The organism is Massilia sp. AB1, assembly GCF_018119385.1.
In the GTDB taxonomy this organism is placed as follows: Bacteria; Pseudomonadota; Gammaproteobacteria; order Burkholderiales; family Burkholderiaceae_D; genus Telluria.
This window is the reverse complement of the sequence record NZ_JAGKSG010000026.1, coordinates 54637-74670: the sequence shown is the minus strand read 5'-3', so window position 1 is coordinate 74670 and position 20034 is coordinate 54637. Positions and strand designations below refer to the sequence as shown.

General features: G+C 64.2%; 17 protein-coding genes and 2 tRNA genes. 17 read left to right on the top strand and 2 right to left on the bottom strand.

Annotated features, from left to right (window positions below):
• The first annotated feature begins 89 nt into the window (after window positions 1-89).
• From bamB to J8847_RS15735, 12 genes are all read left to right on the top strand, one after another.
• The gene (bamB, locus tag J8847_RS15790) at window positions 90-1244 is read left to right on the top strand and encodes an outer membrane protein assembly factor BamB (RefSeq protein WP_211525666.1); all 1155 of its coding nucleotides are present in this window, start codon (window positions 90-92) and stop codon (window positions 1242-1244) included.
• Between the two features lie 9 nt (window positions 1245-1253).
• Window positions 1254-2597, top strand: coding sequence for a ribosome biogenesis GTPase Der (gene der / locus J8847_RS15785; protein ID WP_211525665.1), 1344 nt, complete (start codon window positions 1254-1256; stop codon window positions 2595-2597).
• Window positions 2598-2738: 141 nt separating this feature from the next.
• Window positions 2739-2975 (top strand): RNA chaperone Hfq, encoded by a 237-nt coding sequence (gene hfq / locus J8847_RS15780; RefSeq protein WP_026354376.1) that lies wholly within the window; start codon window positions 2739-2741, stop codon window positions 2973-2975.
• A gap of 29 nt (window positions 2976-3004) precedes the next feature.
• A complete protein-coding gene (gene hflX, locus J8847_RS15775; protein ID WP_211525670.1) occupies window positions 3005-4201 on the top strand; it encodes a GTPase HflX in 1197 nt (398 codons plus the stop codon).
• A gap of 3 nt (window positions 4202-4204) precedes the next feature.
• Window positions 4205-5491, top strand: a complete 1287-nt coding sequence (gene hflK, locus J8847_RS15770; RefSeq protein WP_211525664.1) for an FtsH protease activity modulator HflK — start codon at window positions 4205-4207, stop codon at window positions 5489-5491.
• A complete protein-coding gene (gene hflC / locus J8847_RS15765) occupies window positions 5491-6363 on the top strand; it encodes a protease modulator HflC (RefSeq protein WP_211525663.1) in 873 nt (290 codons plus the stop codon). Before hflK ends, hflC begins: the two co-directional genes overlap by 1 nt.
• 325 nt (window positions 6364-6688) lie before the next feature.
• Window positions 6689-7843, top strand: coding sequence for an ATP phosphoribosyltransferase regulatory subunit (locus J8847_RS15760; RefSeq protein ID WP_211525662.1), 1155 nt, complete (start codon window positions 6689-6691; stop codon window positions 7841-7843).
• Between the two features lie 3 nt (window positions 7844-7846).
• The gene (locus J8847_RS15755) at window positions 7847-9163 is read left to right on the top strand and encodes an adenylosuccinate synthase (RefSeq protein WP_211525661.1); all 1317 of its coding nucleotides are present in this window, start codon (window positions 7847-7849) and stop codon (window positions 9161-9163) included.
• 28 nt (window positions 9164-9191) lie between these two features.
• Window positions 9192-9731: a phosphoribosyltransferase gene (locus tag J8847_RS15750; RefSeq protein WP_211525660.1), complete on the top strand. Its 540-nt coding sequence runs from the start codon at window positions 9192-9194 to the stop codon at window positions 9729-9731.
• 174 nt (window positions 9732-9905) lie between these two features.
• Window positions 9906-10502, top strand: a complete 597-nt coding sequence (locus J8847_RS15745; RefSeq protein ID WP_211519666.1) for a MarC family protein — start codon at window positions 9906-9908, stop codon at window positions 10500-10502.
• 95 nt (window positions 10503-10597) lie between these two features.
• Window positions 10598-12616 (top strand): ATP-binding protein, encoded by a 2019-nt coding sequence (locus J8847_RS15740; RefSeq protein WP_211525659.1) that lies wholly within the window; start codon window positions 10598-10600, stop codon window positions 12614-12616.
• Window positions 12617-12702: 86 nt separating this feature from the next.
• Window positions 12703-13170: an RES family NAD+ phosphorylase gene (locus J8847_RS15735; RefSeq protein ID WP_211525658.1), complete on the top strand. Its 468-nt coding sequence runs from the start codon at window positions 12703-12705 to the stop codon at window positions 13168-13170.
• A gap of 172 nt (window positions 13171-13342) precedes the next feature.
• Here the strand turns inward: J8847_RS15735 and uvrB are convergent, their stop codons facing one another.
• Entirely contained in the window at window positions 13343-15439 is a 2097-nt protein-coding gene (uvrB, locus tag J8847_RS15730) for an excinuclease ABC subunit UvrB (protein WP_229429745.1), read from the bottom strand.
• Window positions 15440-15543: 104 nt separating this feature from the next.
• On the opposite strand from uvrB, the gene J8847_RS15725 reads away from it, so the two are divergent.
• The 5 genes from J8847_RS15725 to J8847_RS15705 all read left to right on the top strand — a co-directional run bounded on the left by J8847_RS15725 (window position 15544) and on the right by J8847_RS15705 (window position 18660).
• Complete coding sequence (locus J8847_RS15725) at window positions 15544-16755, top strand: amino acid aminotransferase (protein ID WP_211525657.1); 1212 nt, start codon at window positions 15544-15546, stop codon at window positions 16753-16755.
• Between the two features lie 112 nt (window positions 16756-16867).
• Window positions 16868-16943, top strand: a tRNA-Asn gene (locus J8847_RS15720).
• A gap of 171 nt (window positions 16944-17114) precedes the next feature.
• Window positions 17115-17609, top strand: coding sequence for a hypothetical protein (locus J8847_RS15715; protein WP_211525656.1), 495 nt, complete (start codon window positions 17115-17117; stop codon window positions 17607-17609).
• A 143-nt stretch (window positions 17610-17752) separates the two neighbouring features.
• Window positions 17753-18523: an alpha/beta fold hydrolase gene (locus J8847_RS15710; protein ID WP_211525655.1), complete on the top strand. Its 771-nt coding sequence runs from the start codon at window positions 17753-17755 to the stop codon at window positions 18521-18523.
• Between the two features lie 61 nt (window positions 18524-18584).
• Window positions 18585-18660: transfer RNA gene (locus J8847_RS15705), tRNA-Asn, on the top strand.
• A gap of 232 nt (window positions 18661-18892) precedes the next feature.
• Here J8847_RS15705 and J8847_RS15700 read toward each other — a convergent pair.
• Window positions 18893-20032 carry a PepSY domain-containing protein gene (locus tag J8847_RS15700; RefSeq protein WP_211525654.1) on the bottom strand — a complete coding sequence of 380 codons (1140 nt, stop codon included), beginning with the start codon at window positions 20030-20032 and terminating at the stop codon, window positions 18893-18895.
• Window positions 20033-20034 lie beyond the last annotated feature (2 nt).

Below are 20034 nucleotides of genomic sequence, written 5' to 3'. Positions count from 1 at the left end.
TCCTCCCCCCCCCCCCCCCCCCCCCCCCCCCCCCCCCCCCCCCCCCCGGGCCTTGCGTCCTTTACGATCCAGGAACAAGGTAAAAGAATATGCGTATTAGCAGGAAGCTCGTTGGTGTTGGTGTGCTGGCCCTGATGACGGGCTGCTCGACCTTAAACTCGCTCAACCCGTTCGCATCGAAGCCGAAGGGCGACCAGCCGGCCAAGCTGGTGGAGCTGAAGGGCTCGATGGCCGTGCGCACCGCATGGAAGCTCGACATCGGCAAGGCGCGCGGCTACCAGTTCTCGCCCGCGCTGACCGGCAACACCGTGGTCGTGGCCGGCGGCGACGGCGACATCGCGCGCGTCGAAGCGGCCAGCGGCAACGTGCTGTGGCGCATCAAGGCCGGCACCGGCCTGACCGCGGGCGTCGGCACCGACGGCAACCTGATCGTGGTCGGCGGCGAAGATGGCCAGCTGCTGGCCTTCGACATGGACGGCAAGGCCGTCTGGAAGACCCAGCTGTCGAGCGAACTGCTGTCGGCCCCGGTGGTAAGCCAGGGCGTCGTGGTGGCGCGCTCGCTCGACAACCGCATCGTCGGCCTGGACGCCAGGAACGGCGACAAGAAGTGGACCGTGCAAAAGATCGCGCCGCCGCTTACCCTGCGTAACGCGCCGGGCATGATCGTGGCCGGCAACGACGTCATCGTCGCCCAGCCGGGCGGCAAGCTGTCCTCGCTGATCCTGGCTACCGGCGCACCGCGCTGGGACGTCGAAGTCGGCGTGTCGCGCGGCGCGACCGAACTGGAGCGCGTGACCGACATCGGCGGCGCCCCGGTGCTGTTCGAGAACGACGTCTGCGCCGTGTCCTACCAGGGCCGCGTGGGCTGCTACGACGTGGTCACCGGCGCGCCGCGCTGGAACCGCGACCTGTCGTCCGAAGTGGGCGTGGCCGTCGACCAGCGCTTCGTCTTCGCCGCCGACGACAAGGGCGCGCTGCACGCGTTCACGCGCGACACCGGCTCGTCGAGCTGGAAGAACGACAAGCTGTCCTTCCGCCGCCTTTCGACCCCCGTGTCGTATGGCCGCGCGGTGGCCGTCGGCGACTACGAAGGCATCGTGCACTTCCTGTCTCGCGAGGACGGCAATTTCCTGGCGCGCGCCGCCACCGACGGCAGCCCCATCGTGGGTTCGCCGCTGGTTGCCGGCTCGAACCTGATTTTTCAAACACAAAACGGAACTGTGACCGCCATCGCGGTCGAATAGAATAAGTACATGAAGCCGGTAATCGCACTCGTAGGTCGTCCCAACGTCGGGAAATCGACCCTGTTCAATCGCCTGACCCGTTCGCGCGACGCGCTCGTGGCCGACCTCCCTGGTCTCACCCGCGACCGTCACTACGGCGAAGGCCGGATCGGGGACCGTCCTTTCCTGGTCATCGACACGGGCGGTTTCGAACCGGTCGCCAAGGAAGGCATCATGCACGAAATGGCGCTGCAGACGCGCCAGGCCGTCGCCGAAGCCGACGTGGTCGTGTTCATCGTCGACGGCCGCCAGGGCCTGACGCCGCACGACAAGACCATCACCGATTACCTGCGCAAGGCCGGCCGCAAGGTCATGCTCGTAGTCAATAAGTCGGAGGGCATGAAGTACACCTCCGTGACCGCCGACTTCTACGAGCTGGGCCTGGGCGATCCCTACGTGATCTCCGCCGCCCACGGCGACGGCGTGCACGACCTGGTGCGCGAGGCGCTCGACATCGCCTTCGCCGACCGCCCGGACGAGGAAGAGGAACCGGAACACCCGGACCACGGCATCAAGATCGCCATCGTCGGCCGCCCGAACGTGGGCAAGTCGACCCTGATCAACACCCTGGTCGGCGAGCAGCGCGTGATCGCCTTCGACATGCCGGGCACCACCCGCGACTCGATCGAAGTGCCGTTCGAGCGCGACGGCAAGAAATACACCCTGATCGACACCGCCGGCATCCGCCGCCGCGGCAAGATCTTCGAAGCCATCGAGAAATTCTCGGTGGTCAAGACGATGCAGTCGATCTCGGACGCCAACGTGGTCATCCTTCTGCTGGATGCGCAGCAGGACATTTCCGAGCAAGATGCCCACATCGCCGGCTTCATCCTGGAGGCGGGCAGGGCGCTCGTGGTCGTGGTCAACAAGTGGGACGGCCTGCAGTCGCACCAGCGCGACCAGGTCAAGATCGACCTCGACCGCAAGCTCGACTTCCTGGGCTTCGCCAAGACCCATTTCATCTCGGCGCTGAAGGGCACCGGCATTCCGCAAATGATGAAATCGGTCGAGGGCGCCTACAAGGCCGCCACCACCAACCTGTCGACGCCGAAGCTTACCCGCGCCCTGCAGGAAGCCATCGAGAAGCAGGAGCCCAAGCGCAAGGGCAGCATCCGTCCCAAGATGCGCTATGCGCACCAGGGCGGCCAGAATCCGCCGATTATCGTCATCCACGGCAATGCGCTGGAAGGTGTCACCGAGCCGTACAAACGTTACTTGGAGAAACATTTCCGCGATACGTTCAACCTCGTCGGGACCCCGCTGCGCATCGAACTGAAGAGCGGGAAGAACCCGTTTGCCAAGGAACAGAAATAACCGTAGCAGTACGACAAAAAGTGGCAAAACAGGTTACAGTAGCTTAGGGCTTTTCATTCGCCACAGCGGAATGTCGCCTTGACACTTGAAATCCGGCAAATCGCCACAATTTTTAAACTACAACAACATTACGGAGCTGTTATGAGCAACAAAGGGCAATTGTTACAAGACCCATTCCTGAACGCCTTGCGCAAGGAGCACGTCCCCGTCTCCATCTACCTGGTCAACGGCATCAAGCTGCAGGGCCATATCGAGTCCTTCGACCAGTACGTCGTCCTGCTTCGTAATACCGTGACCCAGATGGTCTACAAGCATGCCATTTCCACCGTCGTGCCGGCCCGTGCCGTCAACCTTAACCTCGACTCCGAAGCCGAGTAAGGATGGCTGACGCCCCCGGCACTCCCACCATGCGCGCAGCGCTGGTCGGCATCGATTTTGGTGCTGGCGACTTCAATGCCAGCCTGGAAGAGCTGTCGCTGCTCGCGCGTTCCGCCGGCGCCGACCCGATCACCACGATCACGGCGAAGCGCGCCAGCCCCGACCCCGCCCACTTCGTCGGCAGCGGCAAGGCCGACGAGATCGCCATGGCCTGCAAGGCCGAGCGTATCGACATCGTCATCTTCAACCACGCGCTGTCGCCCGCCCAGCAGCGCAACCTGGAACGCCGCCTGGAAATCCGGGTGGTCGACCGCACCAGCCTGATCCTCGATATCTTCGCCCAGCGCGCCAAGAGCCACGAGGGCAAGCTGCAGGTGGAACTGGCCCAGCTGCAGCACCTGGCTACGCGCCTGATCCGCGGCTGGACCCACCTGGAGCGCCAGAAGGGCGGTATCGGCCTGCGCGGCCCGGGTGAAACCCAGCTCGAGACCGACCGCCGCCTGATCGGCGAACGCGTCAAGATGCTGCGCACCCGCCTGACCAAGCTGCGCAAGCAGCACGAGACTCAGCGCCGCGCACGCGGGCGCAACCAGACCTTCTCGGTGTCGCTGGTCGGCTATACCAACGCCGGCAAGTCGACGCTGTTCAACACCCTCACCAAGGCCGGCGTCTACGTCGCGAACCAGCTGTTCGCGACCCTGGACACCACCAGCCGCCGCCTCTACCTCGGCGACGAGGTGGGCAGCGTGGTCATCTCCGACACCGTCGGTTTCGTGCGCGAACTGCCGCACCAGCTGGTGGCCGCATTCCGCGCCACCCTGGAAGAAACCATCCATGCCGACCTGCTGCTGCACGTGGTCGACGGCAATTCGCCGGTGCGCATGGAGCAGATCGAGCAGGTCAACGAGGTGCTGCGCGAGATCGGCGCCGATCACGTTCCCCAGATCCTGGTCTGGAACAAGATCGACGCGGCCGGGCTGGAACCTGGGGTCGAGCGTGATGAATATGATAAGATCAGCCGCGTTTTCATCAGCGCCCATACGGGCGCAGGGCTCGACCTGCTGCGCGACGCCATCGTCGAGGCGGCGCTGGCCGAACCCGGGCAGCAACAAAACGAAGCGCAGGACTCCGTACTGAATTTCGCACAGGGAGAACCGTCGGTGGGCGGTCCCCTGGGCGGTCCTGCCGACAATATGCCAACTTCCACCCATCACGGGCCACACTAGCCTATGCTTGTTTCTTTACTAAAACGTTTCGGCATCAAAATGTCGCTGAACGATCCGCGTTGGGGCCGCAATCCCGACGACGACCGCAAGGCCCAGGAGGGCCGCCGTCCGGGCGAGGGACCGCCCGACCTCGATCAACTCTGGCGCGACTTCAACGCCCGCCTGAACCGCATGTTCGGTAACCGCGGCAATGGCGGCGGCGACAACGGCGCGCCCGGCCGCGGCGACATGCGCGGCGCCAGCGTGACCTTCGGCGTGGTCGCCGTGATCGTCGGCCTGATCTGGCTGGCCAGCGGCGCCTTCATCGTGCAGGAAGGCCAGACCGGCGTGGTCACCACCTTCGGCAAGCTGAGCCACACCACCACGCCGGGCTTCAACTGGCGCTGGCCGTATCCGTTCCAGGCGCACGAGACCGTGAACGTCTCGCAGATCCGCACCGCCGAGATCGGCTACCGCGCCAACGTGCGCAACAAGCAGCCGCAAGAAGCGCTGATGCTGACCGACGACGAGAACATCATCGACATCCAGTTCGCGGTGCAGTACACGCTGAAGGACCCGGTCTCGTGGCTGTACAACAACCGCGACCAGGACGACACCGTGCGCCAGGTGGCCGAGACGGCCATCCGCGAAGTGGTCGGCAAGAACAAGATGGACTTCGTCCTGTACGAGGGCCGCGAGAAGGTTGCCGTCGACGTGCACCAGATGATGCAGAAGATGGTGGACCGCTACGCCCTGGGCGCCTTGATCACCAACGTGACCATGCAGGCGGTGCAGCCGCCGGAGCAGGTGCAGAGCGCCTTCGACGACGCCGTGCGCGCCGGCCAGGACCGCGCCCGCGCCCGCAACGAAGGCGAGGCCTATGCCAACCAGGTGATCCCGCAGGCGCGCGGCCAGGCCTTCCGCCTGCAGCAGGACGCCGAAGCCTACCGCTCGATGGTGGTGGAAAACGCGACCGGTAACGCCTCGCGCTTCAACCAGGTGGTGGCCGCCTACGGCAAGGCGCCGGGCGTGACCCGCGACCGCATGTACATCGACACCATGCAGCAGATCTTCACCAATACCACCAAGGTCATGGTCGACACGCGCAACAACAACGGCATGATCTACCTGCCGCTGGACAAGCTGCTGGCGCAGAGCGCCGTCAACGACGCCGCCGTGGGCGGCAAGTCCGGCCCGGTGCAGATGCAGCAGCCGCAGCAGCCGACGCCGGAAGTGACCCAAGCCATGGACTCGGCACGCCAGCGCGACGAGCGCAGCCGCGATTCCTCACGTGACCGGGAGAGCCGTTAATGAACCGCCTCGTAACCCTTTTCGTGGCGGGCTTTATTGCCCTGATGCTGCTGTCGTCCACGGTGTTCGTGGTCGACCAGCGCCGTTTCGCCATCGTCTTCGCCCTGGGCCAGGTGCGCGACGTGATCACCGAGCCGGGCCTGCACTTCAAGCTGCCGCCGCCGTTCCAGAATGTGATCTACCTGGACAAGCGCATCCTGACGCTCGATACGCCTGACGCCGACCGCTTCATCACGGCCGAGAAGAAGAACATCCTGGTGGATGCCTTCGTCAAGTGGCGCATCGTCGACCCGCGCCTGTACTACATCAGCTTCACCGGCGACGAAAGCCGCGCCCGCGACCGCATGTCGCAGATCATCAAGGCGGCCCTGAACGACGAGATCACCAAGCGCACCGTGCGCGAAGTGATCTCGGGCGAGCGCGGCGCCGTGATGGCGGCGGTGCAGCAGAAGGTGGTGGCCGAAGCCAAGGAGATCGGCGTCGGCATCGTCGACGTGCGCCTGAAGCGCGTGGACTACATCGAGCAGATCAACAACTCCGTGTACGAGCGCATGCGCGCCGAGCGCGTGCGGGTGGCCAACGAGCTGCGCTCGACCGGCGCCGCCGAGTCCGAGCAGATCCGCGCGGATGCGGACCGCCAGCGTACCGTGATCATCGCCGAGGCCTTCCGCGAGGCGGAGAAGATCAAGGGTGACGGCGATGCGAAGGCGACCGCGATTTATGCGGATGCGTTTGGCAAGAATCCGGAGTTCGCGAAGTTCTATCGCTCGCTGGAGGCGTATCGCGCCAGCTTCAAGGATCGCAACGACGTGCTGGTGATGGATCCGAACTCGGAGTTCTTCAAGTACTTCAAGCAGCCGGGCGGGAAGTGATGGTTTGTTCTGGCCGCTCCTGCTAGGGCAGGGGCGGGCGGGGCGGCGGTTCACGAACATTTGGGTTCCGGCGAAGGCCGGAACCCAAGTTCGTTCCGCAGCCACTAACGCAAACTCCATCCTCAATACCCCTAATTTCCACTTGTCTATAGTGGCAATTTGCCAACCCACCTGCTGCCAAACAAGCATTCCCCGCCAGTTAACCCGCGTTTTCGGTTAAAATTGCCGATTCGGCGCTCGCGCCGCGCGTCGACACGTCTGCTGTTTCCACGTTGCCACGACGCTGTTGCTCTCTTTAAAATCCAACATCCAACCGCTGTTGCCCATGCCGAACTGGCTATTGCCTGAGAATATTGCCGATGTCTTGCCGTCCGAAGCGCGCAAGATCGAGGAACTGCGCCGCCTGATGCTGGACAACTTCCGGCTCTACGGTTACGAGCTGGTGATGCCGCCGCTGCTCGAGTACACCGACTCGCTGCTGGCCGGCGCCGGCGAAGACACCGACCTGAAGACCTTCAAGGTCGTCGACCCGATGTCCGGCCGCCTGCTCGGCCTGCGCGCCGACATGACCACCCAGGTCGCCCGCATCGACGCCCACCTGCTGAACCGCGATTCCGTCACCCGCCTGTGCTACGCCGGTTCGGTGCTGCATACCCGCCCGTCGGGCCTGCACGCCACCCGCGAGCCGGTGCAGATCGGCGCCGAGATCTACGGCCACGCCGGCCTCGAAGCCGACGCCGAGATCCAGGAACTGGCCCTCGGCTCGCTGGCCCTGGCCGGTTTCACCGACGTGCGCCTCGACCTGTCGCACGTCGGCGTGCTGCGCGCCCTCCTGAGCGAAGACCCGGCCGCGCGCCGCGACGAAAGCCAGATCTACTGCCTGCTGCGCGCCAAGGATGCGGCCAGCCTGGATGAGATCTCGAAGAACTACTACCCGCAAACCCGCCAGGCCCTGCTGGCCCTGCCGCAGCTGTACGGCGACATCGACGTCTTGGCCACGGCCAGGGAAGTCCTGCCGCAGCTACCAGGCATCACCCGTGCGCTGGCCGAGCTGGCCGCGCTGGCGGGTTCCGCTATCGGCCGCGCCGACGTGGCGATCGACCTGGCCGACCTGCGCGGCTACCAATACGAAAGCGGCGCCATGTTCGCGCTCTACGTGCCCGGCCTGCCGAACGCGGTGGCGCGCGGCGGCCGCTACGACCACGTGGGCGAGGCCTTCGGCCGCGCCCGCCCGGCAACCGGCTTCTCGCTCGACCTGCGCGAGCTGGCCCGCCTGCTGCCGCTAGCTTCGCGCAAGCATTCCATCCGCGCGCCATGGGGCAACGCCCCGGAACTGCGGGAAAAAATCGCTGACCTGCGCAAGGCAGGCGAAGTCGTGATCCAGAGCATGCCTGGTCACGAGAATGTTCAGGACGAGTTCGAGTGCGACCGCGTGCTCGTCCTCGAAAACGGAAATTGGATTCTCAAAAACTTAGGTTAAGTGATGTCAAATACTAACGTGGCAAAGAACGTCGTCGTCATCGGCACCCAGTGGGGCGACGAAGGCAAGGGTAAGATCGTCGACTGGCTGACCGACCACGCCGCCGGCGTGGTGCGCTTCCAGGGCGGCCATAACGCTGGTCACACCCTGGTGATCAAGGGCCAGAAAACCGCGCTGCAGCTGATCCCCTCGGGCATCATGCGCGAAGGCGTGGCCTGCTACATCGGCAACGGCGTCGTCGTCTCGGTGCCGGACGTCCTGCGCGAAATCGACAAGCTGGCCGCTGCCGGCGTCGAAGTCGTGTCGCGCCTGAAGATCTCGGAAGCCTGCCCGGTCATCCTGCCTTACCACGTCGCCATCGACAAGGCGCGCGAAGCCAAGCGCGGCGAGAACAAGATCGGCACCACCGGCAAGGGCATCGGCCCGGCCTACGAAGACAAGGTGGCGCGCCGCGCGATCCGCATCGCCGACATGCTCAACCCGGAGCGTTTCGCCGAGAAGCTGAAGGAAAACCTCGAATACCACAACTTCGTCCTGGTGAACTACCTGGGCGGCGAGGCGATCGACTTCCAGCAGACCTACGACGACGCGATGGCACAGGTAGAGCGCCTGCGTCCGATGGTCGGCGACGTGTCCTCGCTCCTGCACGCCGCGCACAAGGCCGGCGGCAGCCTGCTGTTCGAAGGCGCCCAGGGTTCGCTGCTGGACGTCGACCACGGCACCTACCCGTTCGTCACCTCGTCGAACTGCGTGGCGGGTAACGCCGCCGCAGGCGCCGGCGTGGGCCCGGGCATGCTGCACTACATCATGGGCATCACCAAGGCCTACACCACCCGCGTGGGTTCGGGGCCGTTCCCGGCCGAGCTGCCGACCGACCAGGGTGTCGGCGAGCACCTCTCGCGCGTGGGCCACGAGTTCGGCACCGTCACCGGCCGTGCGCGCCGCTGCGGCTGGTTCGACGCCGCGCTGCTGCGCCGCTCGGTCCAGATCAACGGCGTGTCGGGCATGTGCCTGACCAAGCTGGACGTGCTGGACGGCCTGGAGTCGCTCAAGCTGTGCACCGGCTACACGATCGACGGCCGCTCGGTCGACATCTTCCCGGTCGGCGCCGAAGAAGCCGCCCGCTGCGTGCCGGTGTACGAAGAAATGCCGGGCTGGAAGGAGACCACCGTCGGCGCCAAGTCGATGGAAGACCTGCCGGCGAATGCCCGCGCTTACATCAAGCGCATCGAAGAACTGGTCGGCATCCCGATCGACATGGTGTCGACCGGCCCGGACCGCGAAGAAACCATCGTGCTGCGCCATCCGTTCGCGGCCTGATTCAATATAAAAATAGGAATAGCCTGAAATGAACACCCCTGCATCGACCGACAAGGACCTCTGGGTATCCTGGGACGAGTACAACCGCCTGGTCGAGCGCCTTGCGCTGCAAGTGTATGAATCGAACTGGAAGTTCGACATGGTGCTGTGCCTGGCGCGCGGCGGCGTGCGCCCGGGCGACGTCATCTCGCGCATCTTCGACGTGCCGCTGGCGATCCTGTCGACCAGCTCCTACCGCGAAGAAGCCGGCACCAAGCAGGGCAACCTGGACATCGCCAAGTACATGACGATGACCAAGGGCCCGCTGGCAGGCCGCATCCTGCTGGTCGATGACCTGGCCGATTCCGGCGTGACCCTGCAGCGCGTGCGCGAGCACCTGCAGACCAACTACCCGGACGTCACCGAAGTGAAGTCGGCCGTCATCTGGGTCAAGGGCACGTCAAGCTTCAAGCCGGACTATCACCTGGAAGACCTGCCGCACAACCCGTGGATCCACCAGCCGTTCGAAGACTACGACGGTCTGCGTCCGCACCAGCTGGCGGCGTGGTTGAAGAAGTTCGAGAAGTAATCGCGCAAGACGCATGGCGTCTGGCGAAGAGCGGGAAGGGCGCGAGCCTTTCCCGCTTTTTTTTTGCGCCTTTCTCTAGGGGATCGTTTATTTCCGCACGGTTCGGGCTGGTCGGATGTATATCGGTTAAGATTGCAACACAGCCCCATCGGCCACGCCAACAATAAGAAACCCATGACCCAAAGCTTCTTCCAGACCTTCATCCTGCTGATCCTCGTCACCGATCCCTTCGGCAACGTCCCGCTCTTCGCCGCCGCGCTCAAGGACGTGGCCCCGCAGCGCCGCCCGCGCATCGTGGTGCGCGAATGCGCGATCGCCTTCCTGCTGCTGCTGGTCTTCATGTTCTTCGGCCAGCATTTCCTGGAAGCGCTGCACCTGAGCCCGGTCTCCCTGCGCATCGGCGGCGCCGTCATCCTGCTGATGATCGCGATCCGCATGATCTTCCCGCATCCGGACGGCGTGCTGGGCCGCAGCGAGCATGGCGAGCCCTTCATCGTGCCGCTGGCGATTCCGGCGCTGGCCGGTCCGTCGGCCCTGGCCACCGTGCTGCTGTTCAGCTCGACCAGCTTCTCCGAGACCATGGTGCACGTCGCTGCCCTGGCGGCTGTCGGGATCGTATGGCTGGCCGTGTTCCTGAGCGCCGAGCGCCTGCAGCAGAAGCTGGGACCGCAGGTGATGACGGCCTTCGAACGCCTGATGGGCCTGATCCTGACCGCGATGTCGATCGAGATGCTGCTGGGCGGTATCCGCGAGTTCGTCAAGACGCTGTAATCCAACGTGGCCTTCCAGCCGTGCGGAAGGGTGTCGGACAAATCTGGCACACTGAGGCCGGCGCGGTGACGCGTCTCCACCCTGATATCACAACAATGAAACAGGAACACGCGATCCCTTCCGAATGGCTGCCCTTCCTGAGCGGCGGCGGCATGATGGGCGCCATGATGCGCTCCCACGACTGGTCCAGTTCGCCATTGGGGCATCCGCGCACCTGGCCGCAGGCCTTGCGGACCGTCGTCGGGCTCATGCTCAACTCCAAGTTCCCCATGTTCGTCGCCTGGGGACCGGAGCTCGGATTCCTGTACAACGATTCCTACGTGCCGATCCTGGGCGAGAAGCACCCGGACGCGCTGGGCGCGCGCTTCCACGACATCTGGGCCGAGATCTGGGACGACATCCATCCGCTGATCGTGCGTGCGCTGCGCGGCGAGGCCACCTACATGGACCGGCTGCCGTTGCGCATGCATCGCCACGGCTACGACGAAGACACCTGGTTCACGTTTTCGTACTCCCCGGTGCGCGACGAGAGCGGGACCGTGGCCGGCATGTACTGCGCCTGCGTGGAGGCGACCGCCGAAGTACTGGCCGAGCGCTACCGCGAGGAAGAGAACCAGCGCCTGATGGCGCTGTTCGAACAGGCGCCGGGCATCATCGCCGTGCTGCGCGGGCCAAACCATGTGTTCGAGCTGACCAACCATTCCTACCTTGAGCTGATCGGCCAGCGCGAGCTGGTCGGCAAACCGGCGCGCGAAGCGCTGCCGGAAGTGGCGGGGCAGGGCTTCTTCGAGCTGCTCGACCAGGTCTACGACTCAGGGCAGCCCTTCGTCGGGCACGACGTGTCCCTGCGAATCCAGCGTGAGCCCAACGCGCCGCTCGAGGAGCGCTTCATCGATTTCGTGTACCAGCCCTTCCGCGACCACAAGGGCGAGGTGGCCGGCATCTTCGTCGAAGGCAGCGACGTCACGGCGCGCAAGCACGTGGAGGACGAGCTGCGCGCGGCCAACAGCCAGAAGGACCAGTTCCTGGCCATGCTGGCGCACGAGCTGCGCAATCCGCTGGCGCCGATCACCACGGCGGCCCAGCTGCTGCAAAGCGGGCAGCTGGATGCGCAGGGCATCCGTAACGCCAGCAATATCATCGCGCGCCAGGCCGAGCACATGACGGACCTGGTGAACGACCTGCTTGACGTATCGCGCGTGACGCGCGGCCTGGTGACGATCGAGAAGGAAGACCTGGACCTGATCGAGGTCGTGGCCGAAGCGGTGGAGCAGGTGCGGCCGCTGATCGACGCGCGCCGCCACGAGCTGCGCACCGAGATCGCGAGCGAGCCGCTGCACGTCGCGGGCGACCGCACGCGCCTGATCCAGGTGCTCTCGAACATCCTCAACAACGCCGCCAAGTACACGCCGCCGGGCGGCCTGATCGTGCTGCGGGTGCGCCGCGATGCCGAGGGCGTGACGATCGCGGTGTGCGATAACGGCCAAGGCATCGAGCCGCAGGTGCTGCCCTACATCTTCGACCTGTTCATCCAGGCCGAGCGCACGCCGGATCGTTCGCAGGGCGGCCTGGGCATCGGCCTGGCGCTGGTCAAGAGCCTGGTGGTGCTGCACGGCGGCCGGGTCGAGGCGCACAGCAAGGGGGCTGGCCGCGGCAGCGAATTCGTCGTGCACTTGCCGCTGCTGGCCACGCCGGCCATGCTCGAGGCGGCGCCCGCGCCGGCTCCGCTGGATACGGACAGCGGCCTGCGCGTGCTGGTCGTGGACGACAACGTCGACGCGGCGCAGATGCTGGCGACCCTGCTGGAGATGAACGGCCACCACGTGAGCATCGAATATGACGGCAAGGGCGCGCTGGCGCGGGCCGCCAGGGAGCATCCGCAGGTGACCTTGCTCGACATCGGCCTGCCCGACATCGACGGCCACGAGCTGGCGCGCCAGCTGCGCGCCGCGCCCGGGACGGCGGGCACGGTGCTGATCGCGCTGACCGGCTACGGCCAGCCAGAGGACCAGAAGCGCGCGCAGGAGGCGGGCTTCGATTACCACATGGTCAAGCCGGCCGACCTGGCGCGGCTGCTCGAACTGCTGGCCGAGGTGAAGGCGCGGCGCGGCTAGACCTGTCCGCGCCATCCGTGCGCGGCGGGGCAGGGCCTGCGCTGTATGCTGGTTTTAACAGCGATAACACGACAGGAACTGGTCCCATGAGAACCTGGAGAATTGCCAACGAGGGCGCGGCGCTCGACCGCTCGTGCGAGGGCGCCAGGAAGAGTGGAGGGCACTGGCACGAAGAGGGCTGCGCGGCGCTCTACAGCGCGATGACAGCGGAGCTGGCGGTGCTGGAGAAGTTCGTGCACAGCGAGGGCGACGAGCCGGACCTGGTGCTGGTGGCGGTGGATGTGCCGGATGATCTTGAGTTAGGTGTGGATATGCCGGCGGAGCGGCTGCCGAATGGCTGGGACGATATCGAAGACGCGGGGAGTGCGGCGAGCTTCGGGACCAACTTCCTGAAGGATTGCGAGTACCTCTACATGCGGGTGCCGTCGGTGATCGTCAGGGAAGGGTGGAATCTGGTGATCAATCCGGAGCATCCGGCGTATGAGCGGGTGGAGCTGAGTATTGTGCGGTCGTTCAGTTTCGATCCGAGGATGTTCGACAGGCCGTCGAAGTGAAGCGACATTCATCGTGGCCCGCTACCTGTAAACGTCATCCCCGCGAAGGCGGGGACCCAAGTCAGTTGCGCAGCCGGGAAATACGCTATCGGTCTACAAGCAAACTTGGGTCCCCGCCTTCGCGGGGATGACGTGTCAAGGGAGCGGGTGAGCCGACGCGTTGCCGGCCTGCTTACTTGCCCAACATCGACACCACATTATCCGCCCCCGGCGCACCAAACGCCTGCTGCTTGAGCACATGCAGCTGATCCCGCACCTGCGCCGCCTTCTCGAACTCGAGGTTCTTGGCGTGGTCCACCATGAGCTTCTCGAGGCGCTTGATCTCCTTGCTGATCTGCTTCTCGCTCATCGACTCGACCTTGGCCGTCGCCGCGTCCTCGTGGATGCCCTCGACCATGGCCTTCTGCGCGGCGTTGCTGTACACGCCGTCGATCATTTCCTTGATCTTTTTCTGCACCCCTTTCGGCGTGATGCCGTTCGCCTCGTTGAACGCGATCTGCTTGGCGCGGCGGCGCTCGGTTTCGTCGATCGCGCGCTTCATCGAATCGGTGATCTGGTCCGCATACAGGATCGCCACGCCGTTCAGGTTACGCGCCGCGCGGCCGATGGTCTGGATCAGCGAACGCTCGGAACGCAGGAAGCCTTCCTTGTCCGCGTCCAGCACCGCCACCAGCGACACTTCCGGCAAGTCCAGGCCCTCGCGCAGCAGGTTGATGCCGACCACCACGTCGAAGGTGCCAAGGCGCAGGTCGCGCAGGATCTCCACGCGCTCCACCGTCTCGATGTCGCTGTGCAGGTAGCGCACCTTGATGCCGTGGTCGCCCAGGTATTCCGTGAGCTGCTCGGCCATGCGCTTGGTCAGCGTGGTCACCAGCACGCGCTCGTCCTTGGCGATGCGGTCGTTGATCTCGCTCATCAGGTCGTCCACCTGCGACAGGGCAGGCTTGACGATCACCTTCGGGTCCACCAGGCCGGTCGGACGCACCACCTGCTCGACCACGTTGTCGGCCTTTTCCTTCTCATAATCGGCGGGCGTCGCGGAGACGAAAATCGTCTGGCGCATCTTGCCTTCGAACTCGGTGAATTTCAGCGGCCGGTTGTCCAGCGCGGACGGCAAACGGAAGCCGTAGTCGACCAGGTTGGTCTTGCGCGAACGGTCGCCGTTGTACATCGCGTTGAGCTGACCGATCATCACGTGCGACTCGTCCATGAACATCAGCGCGTCCTTGGGCAGGTAGTCGATCAGGGTCGGCGGCGGCTCGCCCGGCATCGCGCCGGACAGGTGGCGCGAGTAGTTCTCGATGCCTTTCGTGAAGCCGATTTCGGCCAGCATCTCGAGGTCGAAACGGGTGCGCTGTTCGAGGCGCTGTTCCTCGATCAGCTTGTTCTCCTTGCGGAAGTATTCGAGGCGGTCGCGCAGCTCGGCCTTGATCGATTCGACCGCGCGGATCACGGTGCTGCGCGGCGTGACGTAGTGCGAGCCCGGGTAGACGGTGAAGCGCGGGATCTTCTGGCGCACGCGGCCCGTAAGCGGGTCGAACAGCTGCAGCGATTCGATTTCGTCGTCGAACATCTCGACGCGGATCGCGAGCTCGGCGTGTTCCGCCGGGAAGATGTCGATGGTGTCGCCGCGCACGCGGAAGGAGCCGCGCGCGAAGTCCATCTCGTTGCGCGTGTACTGCATCTGGATCAGGCGCGCGATGATGTCGCGCTGCGCCACCTTGTCCTTGTGGCGCAGGGTCAGGATCATCTTGTGGTATTCGTTCGGATTACCGATACCGTAGATCGCCGACACCGTGGCCACGATGACCACGTCGCGCCGCTCCATCAGCGACTTGGTGCACGACAGGCGCATCTGCTCGATGTGCTCGTTGATCGACGAGTCCTTTTCGATGAACAGGTCGCGCTGCGGCACGTAGGCTTCCGGCTGGTAGTAGTCGTAGTAGGAGACGAAATACTCGACCGCGTTTTGCGGGAAGAATTCGCGGAACTCCGCATACAGCTGGGCCGCCAGGGTTTTGTTCGGTGCGAACACGATCGCCGGACGGCCCGCCTGGGCAATCACGTTGGCCATCGTGTAGGTCTTGCCGGAACCGGTTACGCCAAGCAGCGTCTGGTACATCAGGCCATCGTTGATGCCTTCGACCAGACCCTCGATCGCGGTCGGCTGGTCGCCCGCCGGCGGGAAGGGCTGGTGCAGCTTGAATGGCGATCCGGGATAGGTGATGACGGCCGGTTCGGGAGATGTTGCGATGGATAGATCAGCCATACTTTCAGACCTTTGCTAGAATGGGAGTCCGCTTGCGGCACTGCAGCACGAGTGCCGCTGTCTATACAACCGCTGCGAACAGCCGACAAATTCAGTTTATCACGATGACTTCCACCGCCTCTGCCAGCCTCTTCGGCGCCATTGAAATGGCCCCGCGCGACCCGATCCTGGGTATCACCGAAGCATTCAATGCCGACACCAACCCCGAGAAAATCAACCTCGGCGTGGGCGTGTACTATGACGATAATGGCAAGGTGCCTTTGCTGCAGTGCGTGCAAAAGGCGGAAGCGAAGCTGATGGAACAGCCGGCCCCGCGCACCTACCTCCCGATCGACGGTCTGGCGGCGTACGACAAGGCCGTGCAAGAGCTGGTATTTGGGGCCGACAGCGCCGTAATTCAAGAGAAGCGCGCGATCACCGTGCAGGCCCTGGGCGGCACCGGCGCGCTCAAGATCGGCGCCGACTTCCTCAAGCGTTTCGTGCCGGGCGCGGACGTCTACATCAGCGACCCGAGCTGGGAAAACCACCGCGCGCTGTTCGAGAGCGCCGGCTTTGCCGTCAATAACTATACCTACTACGATCCGAGCACCCGCGGCGTGAACTTCGCCGGCATGCTGGAAGCCCTCAAGGCCATGCCGAAGGGTTCGATCGTGGTCCTGCACGCCTGCTGCCACAACCCGACCGGCGCCGACCTGGACCAGGACCAGTGGGGCCAGGTGATCGACGTCGTGCGCGAGAACGGCCTGGTGCCGTTCCTGGACATGGCTTACCAGGGCTTCGCCAACGGCATCGCCGAAGACGGCGCCGTGGTGCGCCGCTTCGCCGCCACCGGCATGCCGCTGCTGGTGTCGAACTCGTTCTCGAAGTCCTTCTCGCTGTACGGCGAGCGCGTCGGCGCGCTGTCGATCGTCGCCACCAGCGCCGAGGAAGCCGCGCGCGTGATGTCGCAAGTTAAACGCGTGGTGCGCACCAACTACTCGAATCCGCCGACCCACGGCGGCAAGGTGGTCGCCACCGTGCTGTCGAACCCTGAACTGCGCCAGTTGTGGGAAGACGAGCTGGGCGCGATGCGCGTGCGCATCCGTGAAATGCGCGGCGCCATGGTCGAGAAGCTCAAGGCCAAGGCGCCGGGCCACGATTTCGAATTCGTGCGCCACCAGGTCGGCATGTTCTCGTACTCGGGCTTGACGAAAGAGCAGGTCGGCAAGCTGCGCGAGCAGTCGATCTACGCGGTGGACACCGGCCGTATCTGCGTCGCCGCGCTGAATTCGAAGAACATCGATCGCGTCGTTGACGCAGTCGCCAAAGTTCTCTAAAATCTCGGCTCTCTGGAACTGCTGTTTGGTTCTGGAGAGCAGTAAATGTGGTTTCGGAAACAGGCGCGAGTTTGACAGACCTGATCCGGGACCCCTATAATGCATTACCTATTCCCTGATAGCTCAGTCGGTAGAGCGACGGACTGTTAATCCGCAGGTCCCTGGTTCGAGTCCAGGTCGGGGAGCCAGAATTCTGATACGGGAGCTCATAGCGATATGAGCTCCCGTTTTCATTTCCTCTATCCCATTTTTTCTCAGCTCAATACGCTTCGATGCGATTGGGCAACGTCTGCCTCCATCGTCCGGCTAGGATGCTTGCATCCGCATGGCGCTGTGCGGTTGTTCTGGAAGGAATGGCGATGACGAATTCGAGACAATGTGGGGTGGTTTCCAGGCTTGGATTCCCGCTTCCCCTTTGGCGAAACCTGCTGCTGTTCCAGTCGTACCGGCAACTGCAATCGTGGATCTTGATTGTTGTCGGCACGGTATGGCTGGTCTGCTTCGCCACCCGGTTTTTCGCATCCCACATGCTGCCGATCGGCGTGGCGCTGATGGGTGTGAGCTGCGGTGCGCTGATCTCGGTCGCAATGAGCATTCCCGCCGAGTTTCATGTCCTGCGCAGGCCGGAGCGCCTCACCGGCCTATTGGCAAGCCGGCTCCAGTATCTCGGTTACATGGAGCTGTCGAGTACTGGCGATGTGATCGTCTACAGGCAAAGGGGGCCGCGCTGCCTGAGGTGGGATGAGAGCAATGTCAGGGTCAGGGAATATCCCGACAAGATCGTCGTTCGCGGAGCATGGTTTATCGTTGCCGACCTGAGGCGTTGGATACAGCGTGAGGAGGGTGCGGCATGATTCTCGCTGGCGCGAACTGGCACAGGGCCGTATCTGCGATACGGTCTTTTTATTTTCCGAGTTCGGTATGCATCGGAATCGGGTTGCGCCGTCGTCGCGTTGATCGTAGCCTAGGCGCGTCGTTGAGAATAAGGAATAGCTGAGTGAAACATTTGCCGAAGAGCCATGCCACGCTGATCGACAAGCAGGTCTTCCGGTTTTCCAAGTCGGGGCAGGGTAGTCCTTCGATCGTTCTCCTGGCCGGGGCGGGCGGGCCGCTGGATTCCTGGCATAAGCTGTATCCCGAGATCGAGCAGCTGGGCACCGTGTTCGCCTACGACCGTCCCGGCGTGGGCGGCAGCGCCAAGCCGCGCGAGCCGCAGTATGGCGAGACCGTGGTGGCCCAGCTGCGCCAGCTGCTGCTGGCGGGCAACGTGAAGCCGCCCTTCGTGGTGGTCGGACATTCGTTCGGCGGATTGCACGCCAATCTGTTCGCGCGCGAGTTTGCGGATGAGGTCTGCGGCGTGCTGTTCCTGGAGGCGACGGCGCCGGAGGACGTGACAAACATGAAGCGGCATCAATCGCGCCTGCAGCGTGCCTTTGTGGGCTTCCTGGACCGGCTGTCGCCGCGCGATGTCAATGATGAGATCCGCAATGAAGCGGAGACGGTGAAAGACATTCTCGAAGCGCCTGCGTTTCCTCCCGTGCCGGTGATGGTAGTGTCGGGCGGCAAGCGCCTGCCGCGCTGGATCATGCCGGAAGCAGCGGTGCGCGAGCGCGAGCGCACTCAGCTGGGGCTGGCCGCCTTGTCGCCGCTGGGCGAGCGGATCGTGGCCGAGGGCAGCGGGCATTTCCCGCAGATGTCGGAACCGCAAGTCGTGCTCGAGGCCTTGAAGCGGCTGGTGACGCGTTCGAGGAATGCGGTGCAGGGCTGATTTCCTTTTGTTATCGCAGCATTTGCCAAAACGGAAGAAGCAGGTATAATGCGGCCTCCTTTCCCTGATAGCTCAGTCGGTAGAGCGACGGACTGTTAATCCGCAGGTCCCTGGTTCGAGTCCAGGTCGGGGAGCCAGAATTCGAAGGGCCGCATGTGAATGCGGCCCTTTTTGCGTTTGCGGCGTTACCGACACAGGTTTCAACGAACCACCCCGAAAATACATCAACGTCATTCCGGCGGAGGCCGGAATCCAAGTCCTTTGCGCAGCCGGGAACACGTTATTAGGCTGCGTGCAAACTTGGATCCCGGCCTTCGCCGGGATGACGTTGGTAGAGGTGTGGAATGAGTAAAGGGTGGTGACTTCGGGTTAGCTGATGGCCTGCTCGGGCAGACCTTGCAACGCAGCCTGCTTCTGCTCCGCCGTCACCTTCCTCCGCTTCCACCATAGCACCAGCCCGCTCCACAGCACCCAGATGCTCAGCAGATCCAGTCCCAGCCACAGCAGCTTGAGCGCCACCCCGCCATAATCCCCGAAGTGCAGCGGCTGCGACAGCATCAGGGTCGACACATACCACGGCATCTCTCCCGTCGTCACTACCGTGCCAGTGCGGGCATCGATCATCACGATCGACAGCAGTTTGGCGGTGAGCGGCGTACTCCCCTGCATGAAGGCCATGAAGTGCTGCGGGGTCGCGAAATCATTGCCGGGATAGGCCATGAAGCTCAGCGTCTTGCCCGGCGCAGCCTCCAGCGCCGCCTTCACCGCCGCATCGGCGGACACCTTGCCTGTCACCGCAGGCTGCCCGCGGAACGGTTCCGCCAGCGCCTTCAGCTCGCTCGCCTGCCAGGCCGCGAAGATCGGCTGGTTGAGCGCATTGATCGTTCCGGTCACGCCCACCACCAGCAGCCACACCAGGGTCACCATGCCCAGCAGGTTGTGCTGATCGAGCCATTTGAGCCGCGTGGCGCGGTCGCGCCGGATGCTGCCGAAGCGCAGCTTCTTCATGTATGGCCCGTACACATAAATGCCGGACACGATGGACGCCGCCAGCAGCACTCCCATCAAGCCCAGGAACAGGGTCCCGCCGATGCCCATGTACATGTCGACATGCAGGCGCAGCATCACGTCCATGAAGCCTTTGCCGAGCGGGTATTCGTTCAGGAACTCCCCGGTGCGCGCATCGTAGGTGTAGAAGGCCGTCAGGCCAGGCGAATCGATGCGGTCCGCCATGCGCACGTAGAGCAGGTCCGGCTCGTCCGCCTCGGCCACCAGGAACTGCGGCACGTCCTGCGGGCGCCGGGCCTGGGCATCGGCGACGATGGCGTCGATGCTGGCGCGGCCGGTGTGTCCGGCCTCCAGCTGCGGCGCATCGGCGCTGGTGCCCAGCAGGTGGCTGATCTCGTGCGAGAAGATCAGCGGCAGCCCCGTCAGGCACAGCATCAGCAGGAACAAGGTCGAGATCAGGCTGGTCCATTTGTGCACGGTGTACCAGGCGCGGAAGCTCATGC

Bases quoted from the DNA above. Each gene is read 5' to 3' on its own strand.
- J8847_RS15740 (WP_211525659.1), top strand. From the start codon at position 10,598: ATGAAACAGGAACACGCGATCCCTTCCGAATGGCTGCCCTTCCTGAGC.
- hflK (WP_211525664.1), top strand. From the start codon at position 4,205: ATGCTTGTTTCTTTACTAAAACGTTTCGGCATCAAAATGTCGCTGAAC.
- uvrB (WP_229429745.1), bottom strand. From the start codon at position 15,439: ATGGCTGATCTATCCATCGCAACATCTCCCGAACCGGCCGTCATCACC.
- J8847_RS15715 (WP_211525656.1), top strand. From the start codon at position 17,115: ATGACGAATTCGAGACAATGTGGGGTGGTTTCCAGGCTTGGATTCCCG.
- J8847_RS15735 (WP_211525658.1), top strand. From the start codon at position 12,703: ATGAGAACCTGGAGAATTGCCAACGAGGGCGCGGCGCTCGACCGCTCG.
- der (WP_211525665.1), top strand. From the start codon at position 1,254: ATGAAGCCGGTAATCGCACTCGTAGGTCGTCCCAACGTCGGGAAATCG.
- J8847_RS15725 (WP_211525657.1), top strand. From the start codon at position 15,544: ATGACTTCCACCGCCTCTGCCAGCCTCTTCGGCGCCATTGAAATGGCC.
- hfq (WP_026354376.1), top strand. From the start codon at position 2,739: ATGAGCAACAAAGGGCAATTGTTACAAGACCCATTCCTGAACGCCTTG.
- hflX (WP_211525670.1), top strand. From the start codon at position 3,005: ATGCGCGCAGCGCTGGTCGGCATCGATTTTGGTGCTGGCGACTTCAAT.
- hflC (WP_211525663.1), top strand. From the start codon at position 5,491: ATGAACCGCCTCGTAACCCTTTTCGTGGCGGGCTTTATTGCCCTGATG.
- J8847_RS15745 (WP_211519666.1), top strand. From the start codon at position 9,906: ATGACCCAAAGCTTCTTCCAGACCTTCATCCTGCTGATCCTCGTCACC.
- J8847_RS15760 (WP_211525662.1), top strand. From the start codon at position 6,689: ATGCCGAACTGGCTATTGCCTGAGAATATTGCCGATGTCTTGCCGTCC.
- J8847_RS15700 (WP_211525654.1), bottom strand. From the start codon at position 20,032: ATGAGCTTCCGCGCCTGGTACACCGTGCACAAATGGACCAGCCTGATC.
- bamB (WP_211525666.1), top strand. From the start codon at position 90: ATGCGTATTAGCAGGAAGCTCGTTGGTGTTGGTGTGCTGGCCCTGATG.
- J8847_RS15750 (WP_211525660.1), top strand. From the start codon at position 9,192: ATGAACACCCCTGCATCGACCGACAAGGACCTCTGGGTATCCTGGGAC.
- J8847_RS15755 (WP_211525661.1), top strand. From the start codon at position 7,847: ATGTCAAATACTAACGTGGCAAAGAACGTCGTCGTCATCGGCACCCAG.